At 35.4% G+C, this 10687-nt stretch carries 11 protein-coding genes; 8 read left to right on the top strand and 3 right to left on the bottom strand.

Annotated elements, in window-relative coordinates:
* The 4 genes from purT to ACK5ON_RS11370 form a co-directional block, all read left to right on the top strand.
* Positions 1-769 (top strand): formate-dependent phosphoribosylglycinamide formyltransferase (gene purT, locus ACK5ON_RS11385; RefSeq protein ID WP_409822510.1); only part of this gene is annotated, 769 nt, incomplete at its 5' end.
* Positions 770-773: 4 nt separating this feature from the next.
* Positions 774-1115, top strand: coding sequence for a DUF6370 family protein (locus ACK5ON_RS11380; protein ID WP_409822508.1), 342 nt, complete (start codon positions 774-776; stop codon positions 1113-1115).
* Positions 1116-1177: 62 nt separating this feature from the next.
* Positions 1178-1894 carry a pirin family protein gene (locus ACK5ON_RS11375; protein WP_409822505.1) on the top strand — a complete coding sequence of 239 codons (717 nt, stop codon included), beginning with the start codon at positions 1178-1180 and terminating at the stop codon, positions 1892-1894.
* A 20-nt stretch (positions 1895-1914) separates the two neighbouring features.
* Complete coding sequence (locus ACK5ON_RS11370) at positions 1915-2436, top strand: NADPH-dependent FMN reductase (RefSeq protein WP_409822502.1); 522 nt, start codon at positions 1915-1917, stop codon at positions 2434-2436.
* A gap of 38 nt (positions 2437-2474) precedes the next feature.
* Here ACK5ON_RS11370 and ACK5ON_RS11365 read toward each other — a convergent pair whose 3' ends face one another.
* Together ACK5ON_RS11365 and ACK5ON_RS11360 are read right to left on the bottom strand one after the other, a co-directional pair.
* Positions 2475-4694 (bottom strand): TonB-dependent receptor domain-containing protein, encoded by a 2220-nt coding sequence (locus tag ACK5ON_RS11365; RefSeq protein ID WP_409822499.1) that lies wholly within the window; start codon positions 4692-4694, stop codon positions 2475-2477.
* 339 nt (positions 4695-5033) lie between these two features.
* Entirely contained in the window at positions 5034-6665 is a 1632-nt protein-coding gene (locus ACK5ON_RS11360) for a hypothetical protein (protein WP_396173262.1), read from the bottom strand.
* 140 nt (positions 6666-6805) lie between these two features.
* Between ACK5ON_RS11360 and fabD the strand changes: the two genes are divergently transcribed.
* From fabD to ACK5ON_RS11340, 4 genes are all read left to right on the top strand, one after another.
* Positions 6806-7675, top strand: coding sequence for an ACP S-malonyltransferase (fabD, locus tag ACK5ON_RS11355; protein WP_409822496.1), 870 nt, complete (start codon positions 6806-6808; stop codon positions 7673-7675).
* 128 nt (positions 7676-7803) lie between these two features.
* Positions 7804-8064, top strand: a complete 261-nt coding sequence (locus ACK5ON_RS11350) for a hypothetical protein (protein WP_409822493.1) — start codon at positions 7804-7806, stop codon at positions 8062-8064.
* A 640-nt stretch (positions 8065-8704) separates the two neighbouring features.
* Entirely contained in the window at positions 8705-8950 is a 246-nt protein-coding gene (locus tag ACK5ON_RS11345; RefSeq protein WP_409822490.1) for an AbrB/MazE/SpoVT family DNA-binding domain-containing protein, read from the top strand.
* The gene (locus tag ACK5ON_RS11340) at positions 8941-9264 is read left to right on the top strand and encodes a type II toxin-antitoxin system PemK/MazF family toxin (RefSeq protein WP_409822488.1); all 324 of its coding nucleotides are present in this window, start codon (positions 8941-8943) and stop codon (positions 9262-9264) included. Before ACK5ON_RS11345 ends, ACK5ON_RS11340 begins: the two co-directional genes overlap by 10 nt.
* A 241-nt stretch (positions 9265-9505) precedes the next feature.
* Here ACK5ON_RS11340 and gpmI read toward each other — a convergent pair.
* Positions 9506-10687, bottom strand: a 1182-nt coding sequence (gpmI, locus tag ACK5ON_RS11335; protein WP_409822485.1) for a 2,3-bisphosphoglycerate-independent phosphoglycerate mutase, incomplete at its 5' end; no start/stop codon positions are given.

Genomic DNA, 10687 nt, shown 5'->3' with positions numbered 1-10687 from the left:
GGCAGTAACCGAAGTTGGCATTCCCTGTGTCGTAAAACCTTTGATGAGCTCTTCTGGCAAAGGACAATCGACCATCAAAACCGAAGCCGAAATTAAAAAAGCATGGCACTATGCCGAAGAAGGTTCTCGTGGCGATATTGTGGAAGTTATTGTAGAAGCTTTCGTAAATTTTAATTCAGAAATTACATTATTGACAGTTACCCAAAACAATAATCCAACTTTATTTTGTGCTCCTATTGGCCACAGGCAAGAGCGTGGCGATTATCAAGAAAGTTGGCAACCAGCCAATGTTTCCCAAAAAGACATACAAGAAGCCCAAGAAATGGCTCGAAAAGTAACTCAAGCTCTTGGCGGTGCCGGACTTTTTGGCGTGGAGTTTTTTTTGACTGATGAAGGTGTTTACTTCTCCGAATTATCCCCAAGACCACACGATACCGGTATGGTAACGTTAGCGGGAACACAAAATTTTAATGAATTTGAATTGCATTTACGTGCCATTTTGAGCTTGCCTATAGCAGAAATCACATTAGAAAAAGCTGGAGCTAGTGCTGTAATTTTAGCTTCCGAAAACTCAACTAATCCAACCTATTCAGGAATTTCAGAAATTGCCGCTTTACCAAAAACAGATTTTCGTATCTTTGGAAAACCAACTTCAAGACCATATAGAAGAATGGGTGTTGCACTAACTTATGACACTCTTGAAACTCCTATAGAAGAAGTGGTAAAAAAAGCTAAAAGAGCTGCTAGTTTAGTAACCGTAAAACCTTAATACTATGAAAAATATTTTTTTAACCGTATTCCTTTTTGTTTGCATTGCTACAAATGCTCAGGATAAACCAAAAACACAAATTGTAGAAGCATCTTGTGGTCAATGCCAATTTGGTCTGAAAGACAAAAAAGGATGTGATTTAGCTGTTCGTATTGACGGGAAATCTTATTTTGTTGAAGGCACCAAACTGGATTCTCATGGTGATGCTCATGCCGCAGACGGATTTTGTTCCACAATTAGAAAAGCAGAAGTGGTTGGTGAGGTTAAAGACAACAAATTTATAGCTTCAAGTTTTAAACTTCTTCCAGTAGAAGGCCATGATGACCATAAAGGTCATAAACATTAAAAAAGTACAATCGTCCCGACTAAATCGGGACATTTTTTTAATCCAAATTAATTAAATTCACCATGAAAAACACAATTCTACACAAAGCCAACACGCGCGGACATGCCAACCACGGATGGTTGAATGCATATCACAGTTTTAGTTTTGCGAGTTGGTACAATCCAGAACGCGTTCAGTTTGGTGTTTTGCGCGTTCTAAACGATGACACTGTTGCATCTGGAATGGGGTTTGGTACCCATCCGCATGATAATATGGAAATCATTACCATCCCACTTGAAGGCGATTTGGCACACAAAGACAGTATGGGAAATGCCGAAACCATTAAAACTGGCGATATACAAGTGATGAGTGCTGGAACTGGAATTCAGCATAGCGAGTTTAATCCGAATGCCGATCACCATACAAAATTATTTCAAATTTGGTTGTTTCCAAAAGTTAGAAATGTGGCGCCACGTTACCAACAAATTACGTTAGACACTTCGGATAGACATAACAAATTACAACAAATTCTCTCACCCAATGCGGATGATGCTGGCGTTTGGATTTATCAAGACGCTTGGTTTCATATGGGTAATTTAGATAAAGGAACGACTATCGATTACAATCGAAAAAAAGTAGGCAACGGTTTGTATGTTTTTGTAATCAAAGGAAGCGTAAAAGTTGATGGTCAAGAATTAGAACAACGCGATGGTTTAGGCATAACCGATTTTGACAGTGTTTCTTTTGAAGCTACTTCGGATACTGAAGTTTTGCTGATGGAAGTTCCGATGGAACAATAAAATGACTTATAAAAAGTAAAATGAAAAAAATAATCGCTTTTGGAGCTTCGTCTAGCAAGAATTCCATCAACAAACAATTGGCTGTTTATGCCGCCAATTTATTTTCAAATGCAACGGTAGAACTATTGAATTTGAATGATTATGAAATGCCTATTTACTCTGTTGACCGAGAAAAAGAAAACGGTATTCATCCATTGGCACAACAATTTTACGATAAAATAGGAAGTGCAGATTTATTGATCATTTCTTTGGCAGAACACAATGGTGCTTATGCATCGGCTTTCAAAAATATTTTGGATTGGGCATCAAGAATAAATAATAAAACCTTTCAGCAAAAACCCATGTTATTATTGGCTACTTCGCCAGGAGCAAGAGGTGGAAGTACAGTTTTGGAAATAGCGAAAATTAGATTTCCGTTTCAAGGTGCGGATTTGAAAGGCAGTTTTTCGTTGCCTAATTTTAATGAAAACTTTGATTCTGTAAAAGGTATAATCAACCCAGAACTGAAAAATCAATTGATGGAGATTGTTAATACAATATAATAAAAAAATCCAGCAAATTCGATGGATTTTTTTGATTTCTATTTTACTAAACCGCCACCACTTTTTACTTTTTCAACCTCAATATCGGTGTTTTCTTTTTGTAGTTTTAGGTTTCCAAAATTATAGGTCAACGATATTCTAAAAACTCTACTGTCTTGTTTTTGATATAAGTTAGTGTTCAAGTTATTACCGCCAACTAATGCATTTATTTCGTTTGAATTGAAAACATCAAAACAATGCAAACCAACTTTGAGTTTATTATTCATAAATTCTTTGTTGAATGAAATGTCAAACTGTTGAATTGGTTTGGTGATTTTATAGATTTCCCAATTTCCACGGTCAAGTATAAAATAACTAATGGTGTTTTTGATATCCCAAGGCAAAATAAACTGTGCTTGTGTTGAATAGCTCCAAATGGCTTCGTTTGAATAAGGAAAGTCAAATCCACGAATGTCGTTTTTTACATAATTGATGTTTACAAAAATGTAATTCATCTTGTCTATATAATTCATTCGTTTTTGGAATTCTTCCTTTCCTTTGAAAAAATAATCTAAAGGAATTGGGAAACTAAAGTAAGCGCTAAAAGTATCAAATCGATCAAATTGTTGGAAGGTTTGATTGCTTATAGGTTCGGTTGCATCGGCATCGGCACTAAAAATAAATAAATTATTGTCTTTGGTTCGAGTAAAATTGGCACCAAGTTGTATGAATTGCAATGCGGTAATTTTAACCTCATAATTGTCAAAAAAAGTTGGGTCTAAAAATATATTTCCTTGCGAAGTATTGTATTGATCAAAACTAGAACTGTTGTTGGGATCTAGAGTGAAATAATTGGGTTGATTGATTTTTTTTGAATAATTTGCCGTTACATTTATATTGTCATTGACTTCATAAATTGCGCTAATGTTAGGAAACAAATTCGTATTTCTAAATTTAATTTTTCCGTCAACAGTGCTCGAAATTCGCTCTACATTAAAATCCTCAAAACGAAGCCCTAAAGTAAAATTGAATTTTTTTATTTTTTTTCTTGCTTCCGCATAAAAAGCTAAGTTGTTCTCGCTGTAATCGAAAATTATTCTGTTTGCCGTTGGGCTGTTGATAAAATAATCGCCAATATTATCAACTTTCAAAATATTGTATTTTCCCCCTGTGGTAATCGAAAACTTATATTTTTCAAATGGAATTGTAAAGTCATATTTCAAATAATAATTTTTCAAATCAAAATCAGAATTTCCATCGTTAAAGAAACTTTCATTCGAAATTAAATCTGTTGCATCCGAAGTTGAAATTGGATTTCTATGAAACAAGTTTCCAAAACCTGTGACATCCAACGTTCTTCCAATAGTGTCTAGCTTTGTTTTGTATTGAATACTCAGTTCGTGATTTTGGTTTTTAGTTTTAGTTACCCCATTATTTAGATAATCAATGTCATCTGATTGGGTAGTGGCATCAAAAACGTTTCTATCATTGCCCAAATTCATATTATAATTTAAGAGAATATTACTTTTTTTAGAAAGCTTGTAGTTTGTTCCAGTACGCCAATAAAGATTTCGCTGTGTTGTTACCGAAAAGTTTTCTTGCCGCATTACTATATCAGGCGTAAAAGCTGTAAAGGTTTGATCACTAATTGTTCTGTTTTCTCCTTCAATATAATTATAGCCAAGCATAGTCTGCCAACTCAAGTCTTTTTCTTTTCCGTTCAAAAGAATTTGAGGACTTGGTTTTTGGTATTTATTAAAATTATAATTGAGATTAAAACTGGCATTTATTCCTTTCAACCTTTTGGAACTTGTAATAATATTGATGATAGAACCGCTGGCATTGGCATCAAAAGCTGCACCTGGATTGTAAATCAGTTCCACTTTTTCGATGGCATTTGCTGGTAACGAGGAAAGATAATTTTGTAAATCTTGGCCGGTCAAAGTGCTGGGAGCATCGTCAATATAGATGGCAACACCTTTTCCATTTAAAGTCAATCCGCCATTAGGAGAGGTGATTACACCCGGAAGTTTTTTTACTGCTTCCAAAGCATTTCCGGTGCTAAGCATTGGATTTTCTTTAATGCTGATGGTAGTTTTGTCCGATTCAACTTTAATGTATTGTCGTTTGTTGCCATAAATGGTAACACCTTCCAATTCGTTGATGTTTTTGTTTTTAATAGTGTCGTTTACACTAGTGTTTTCTTTGTTTTTCTCGGTTTCTTGAGCAAAAAAGGTAGTGCTGACTAGAACGATAACCGCTGTACATAATGATTTCATTTTGTTTTTGATTTTTTGATTGATGATTATCTAAAAGACGTTTAAAAAAGAAAATTGTTACAATTAACTTTTATAGTTAACTATAATTTTACCATAAACTAAAAAATTTGTTGTCGGTTTTTATATTCTTATGACATAAAAAGGAGTGAATCAGTTCAAACGAATTAAACCCAAATTTCACCAATGCACACAAATTATGGCATAGCTTGTGCTACGGACAATAATTGCAAGCGAACTAGTGAAGCAATTAGTTTTGAATAAGACACGAGCAATAGCTAACTGGGGAAGCAATTGAGAAAAAAACAGTTATATTGGGCTATTTTATATGGGAAATTGGTATCACTTCAATTTTAAATTCAGATTGTCAAAACTAGTCACATCAATAACTTGTTCGTTATCGATATCAAAGGAAACTTTGACACTATCACCCACAACAGTAACTGGAATTTCGTTAGAAACTTGTGACGAACCCACAAAAATATTGGGGTAATCTTTTATAGTAAAATAGTAGAAACTATTACCGTTTTTTACATCACTTTGAATTCTTTTAATTACCGATGAGATTGACTTTTTAGAAGCAACATTCGATGGATTAATTTTGTTTCCAGCCATATTGTATACGCTTTTAAACAAGGTAAGCGTTTCGCGCATCGAGTTTCCAACTCCAACAATGGTATAGTCGTTTATTGCTACCATTGCATACATTTTTACCAAACCGCCATCGTCTTTCAAAGTCATTACATAGGTTGGAATTCCATTGATATTATAGGGAATTGGCAACGATGCTTTATATCCTTTTTCTTGAACTTTGCCCTCTGCTGAACTTTGAGCTGCAAATTCGGTTGCGCCACTTTGTTTGTAAAAGGTAGTTTCTTTGGTTCGTGTATCAACCAATACAAAACCAACAGCACTTTCGTCACTTCCAACAGAAGTTAAACCTGTATACCAATAGGATTTATTATTTTGTCCATATACTAAAGTCAAACCTTCGGTAATTTGTAATTTATTGGTGTTTGAAAAATTCCAATATCCGTTGACATATTCTCCCCAATCATTCAATTGCTCTTCTATAAATTCTGTCGGCTGAATTCTATCGACCCAACTAGGCGAGTTTTTAATAGAATAATTTTGAATAGCACCTGTTTGAGCATCTACTACAACAATTCCAGTAGTGTTTTTTCCTGAAAATCCAATCTCTTTTTTATAGGTTGTAATTACCCAAAAAGGATTTCCTTTTTCATCAATTTCAAATGTAAAATCGGCAAGGCCAACGGATGCAAATCCATTAAAATACACATGTCGGTGAATATCACTTTGGAAATAAGCATTCGGTTGGAATTTTATTCTCAATGGTTTTCCGTCTATTTCTTGCACTAACTTAACATCGCGTTCGTTTGTTGCCGAAACCATTACATATCCGGGAGTTCCTTCTTTATTATTGAGCCATTTAAAAAATCCTGAATGCAATAATGGTGCAATCCAATAGAGTTCATTATTAACTTTTTGAATAGAAAACTTCCCTAATTCAATTTGACTTCCCAACGCAGGTTGTGAACCAATGATTTTTTCACCCAGTAAATAAGCCAATTCTTGATCTACAACTCGAATTTTATCCAATGAAATTGGAGCAATATGTTTTGATAATTTTTGACCATTTTCAACCTTTCCAATCATTTTTTGATAACTAGCAGTGTGAAAAATAGTTGCAGTAGTAAATAACGGAACTACTGTCAAATAAACTAAAATTAAACCAATGAGGATTAATATGATTTTTTTTGGTCTTGAGCCAATTATAAATTTCTTTCCAGAATTGTCAACTGTAATTCCAAGAGAAATGAAAAAATAAATAAACAATAACAATAACGTTATGAATCCTATTCCATAAAAACCGTATTGCAATACAGGCAAGTTTAAATAAAATAACAAGAACCCAATAACTAAAAGAATTAAAATAAGTACTACTTTTTTCATGATTGATATTTTTATGCTTATACGTCGCTTGCCAGTTAAAAAGTTACAATTTATCATAAATATAGCACTACTTTTGATTGTATGTTTTAAATTAGCAGTTTTGTTTGAACATATAAAATATAACCATTTAAAATTCTTAGATGAAAGCATACGTTTTCCCTGGACAAGGAGCACAATTTACCGGAATGGGTAAAGAGTTATACGAGAATTCGGCTTTAGCCAAAGAACTTTTCGAAAAAGCCAACGACATTTTAGGATTTCGAATTACTGATATCATGTTTGAAGGAACAGCTGAAGAATTAAAAGAAACCAAAGTTACCCAACCAGCAGTTTTTTTACATTCCGTAATTTTGGCAAAAACACTAAATATTAAACCCGACATGGTAGCAGGACATTCGCTAGGTGAATTTTCTGCTTTAGTTGCAAATGGTGCTTTGTCTTTTGAAGACGGATTAAAATTGGTTTCACAAAGAGCGTTAGCCATGCAAAAAGCGTGTGAAATGGCACCTTCAACAATGGCAGCAGTTTTGGGTTTGGACGATAAAATTGTTGAAGAGGTTTGTGCTGCTATTGATGGTGTTGTCGTAGCCGCAAATTATAATTGCCCAGGGCAATTAGTAATTTCGGGCGAATTTCCGGCAGTGGAAAAAGCATGTGAAGCTATGAAAGCAGCTGGTGCTAAACGCGCACTGTTATTACCCGTTGGTGGTGCCTTTCACTCACCCATGATGGAACCTGCCAGAGAGGAATTAGCGGCAGCAATTGAAGCCACGACTTTCAACACCCCAATTTGTCCAGTATATCAAAATGTGATTGCAAATGCAGTATCGTCTGCTGACGATATCAAGAAAAACCTAATCCTCCAATTGACTGCACCTGTGAAATGGACACAATCGGTGCAACAAATGATAAAAGATGGCGCCACCAGTTTTACTGAAGTTGGCCCGGGCAAAGTTTTGGTTGGATTGGTTAATAAAATAGATAAAGAAATAGAAACGATTTCGGCTTAATTCATTTAAAAAATACAATTTTGAAATCGCCATTAATAAGAAGTTTGCGTAAGCAAACACCAATGAAGATTGAGCGATTACTCCCGATAGCTATCGGGAGACCTTAAAAAAATAAATATCATAAACATATGAAAAAAATAATCTTATCACTAGCATTTGTTTCTCTATTATCCAGCTGCCTAGACAAAACCAAAGAAAAATTAGACGAAGCGAAAGACGCTGTCACCCAAGAAGTGACAACCACCATTGATTCGGCTAAGATAAAAGCTGAAGCTAAACTAGATACCTTGAAAGACAAAGCCAACTCCAAAGTAGAAAGCTTAAAACAAAAAAGTGCTGAAAAAATAGAAGAGGCTGCAAAAAAATTAAAAGAGTCTGTAAAGAAGTAAAAAAAATTCCCAGTTTTGAACATGCCACAAAAAGTTAGACTCTATTTGGGACATTTTCAAAATAGAGTGCACCCAAATCCTTTCGTTTGGATCGTGAATAAAAGCCCGCTCTGTTAATCTTCTTGACTTTGTAGCCAAAAAAATTCAGTTTAATCCGTGGAAATAACATTGCGTACTTTGCGTAAAACTTCGCGCTACCCTGTCTGCCGTAAGGCAGGCAAATCACAAAACATAATAACTAATGCGATTCCTACGCAAACGAGAGCTCTGCTCGAACCTGTCTGTCGACAGGCAGGCAGGCGAAACAATGACAAGTAAGTGCTTAACGTAATGACATTCTCCGAGCGTCAATCTCTCGGCAAACAGGCAGTCGAGGGCTTATTTTATCATCGTACCAATAAAGAATGCCCTGTCATTACAGCGGGTTTTTCAACGCCCATCAGATCAAGGATGGTAGAAGCACAAGGTCGCCCAAGACCCCCAATAGCGTGGATTTGCAAAACCCGTCTCAGTCGGCTCGAATTTGTTCAACTCTAGAGAACCGATTTGCAACCCCATACAATAAAAAAGGTAAAATTATTGTTTTGAAACAAATAATGTTATTACTTTGTAGCTACTTTAAATTAAATAAAATCAAAAAATGGAATTATCAGTAATCAACATAGGAAACTCTAAGGGAATTAGATTTTCAAAAACCATCTTGGAACAATATAACATTAGTGATAAAGTAGAATTAATTTTGGAAAAAACACAAATAGTAATAAAAGCGAAAACAGAGCCAAGAAAAAATTGGGAACAAGCTTTTATGCAAATGCATAAAAATGGAGACGATCAACTTTTGATAGATGATGTTTTTTGCGATGAATCTTTAGAAGAATGGAAATAAAACAATATGAAATTATACTTGTAAATCTTGACCCAAGCATAGGAAGTGAAATGAAAAAAATCAGACCTTGTGCAGTTATTTCTCCAAATGAAATGAATAAACATTTACAAAATGTAGTTATAGCGCCAATTACCAATACTTCAAAATTTTACCCAACTCGTTTAGAGCTTAAAAATAAGGAAGTTACAGGTTGGGTTGTATTAGATCAGATAAGAACAATTGATAAAACTAGAATTATAAAAACAATAAGTAAGTTATCGCTAAAAGAAACTTTACAAGTTAAACAAATATTGAAAGAAATATTTGTTGATTAAATAAAAAACTCGTTCTGCGAATTTTCCAGTCTTCGTAGGCAAAAAAATCCAATTTATCCGTTATCTCCATCGCAAAAAACCATTGCGTACATTGCGTAAAACTTCGCGCACACTGCGGTTAAAGTATCAAAACAAAAAATCCGTTTAATCCGTTTAATCCGTGGCAAAAAACCATTTCGTACTTTACGAAAAATTTTACCCGAGCATCAATCTCCCGGCAAACAGGCAGTCGATGGTTTTTTTATAATCGTACCAATAAAGAATGCCCTGTCATTACAGCGGGTTTTTCTACTCCCATCAGTTCAAGGATGGTAGGAGCAAGGTCGCCCAAAACACCATCTCGCACCGGCAAGTGGTCTTTATCTACCAAAATAATCGGCACTGGGTTGGTGGTATGCGCCGTGTTTGGGCTTCCATCAGGATTAATCATCGTTTCACAATTGCCATGGTCGGCAATGATGATGGTGGTGTAATTGTTTTCTAATGCTGCTTCAACTACTTCCTTCACACAAGCATCTACGGCTTCACATGCTTTGATAGCGGCTGCCATAATGCCGGTGTGTCCTACCTTATCGCCATTGGCAAAGTTGAGGCAAACAAAATCCACTTTCCCTTCTTTAAGTTCGGGAATCAGGGCGTCTTTGAGTTCATAGGCGCTCATTTCGGGTTGCAAATCGTAAGTGGCTACTTTTGGAGAATTTCTTAAAATTCGGGTTTCACCCTGAAAAGGTTGTTCTCTTCCGCCGGAAAAAAAGAAAGTAACGTGTGGATATTTCTCGGTTTCGGCTATGCGTATCTGTGTTTTGTTGTTCTTTTCCAAAACTTCGCCAAGCGTTTCAGTGATGTTGTCTTTATCATAAATCACATGAACGTTTTGATAGGTATCATCATAATTGGTCATGGTAACATAATACAAATTCAGTTTGTGCATGTTGAACTCATGGAAATCTTTTTGCGAAAGGGCTTCGGTCAATTCTCTTCCTCTATCGGTTCTAAAGTTGAAGAAAATCACCACATCGTCATTTTGAATGGTGGCAATGGGTTTATCAAATGTGTCAACAGCGGTTAAGGGTTGGATGAATTCATCGGTAACTTTTTCGGCATAACTATCGGCGATGCTTTGCACCAAATTAGTGGTGGGTGTGCCAGTACCATTTACCAGTAAATCATAAGCCAACTTAACTCTTTCCCATCTTTTGTCACGATCCATAGCATAATAACGACCAATAACAGAGGCAATTTTAACCGAAGTATTTTGAATATAGTTTTCTAAATCTTGAATATATGCTTTCCCCGATTTTGGGTCTACATCGCGTCCATCCGTAAATGCATGAACGAATACTTTTTGCAACCCAAAGTCCTGTGAAGCATCTATCAAACTGCGCAAATGCGACGTATGCGAATGCACGCCACCATCAGAAAC

This window comes from Flavobacterium sp., from assembly GCF_046317795.1.
GTDB lineage: Bacteria > Bacteroidota > Bacteroidia > Flavobacteriales > Flavobacteriaceae > Flavobacterium.
Note: the sequence above shows the minus strand (reverse complement) of the source record. Positions and strands in the feature narration are given on the sequence as shown.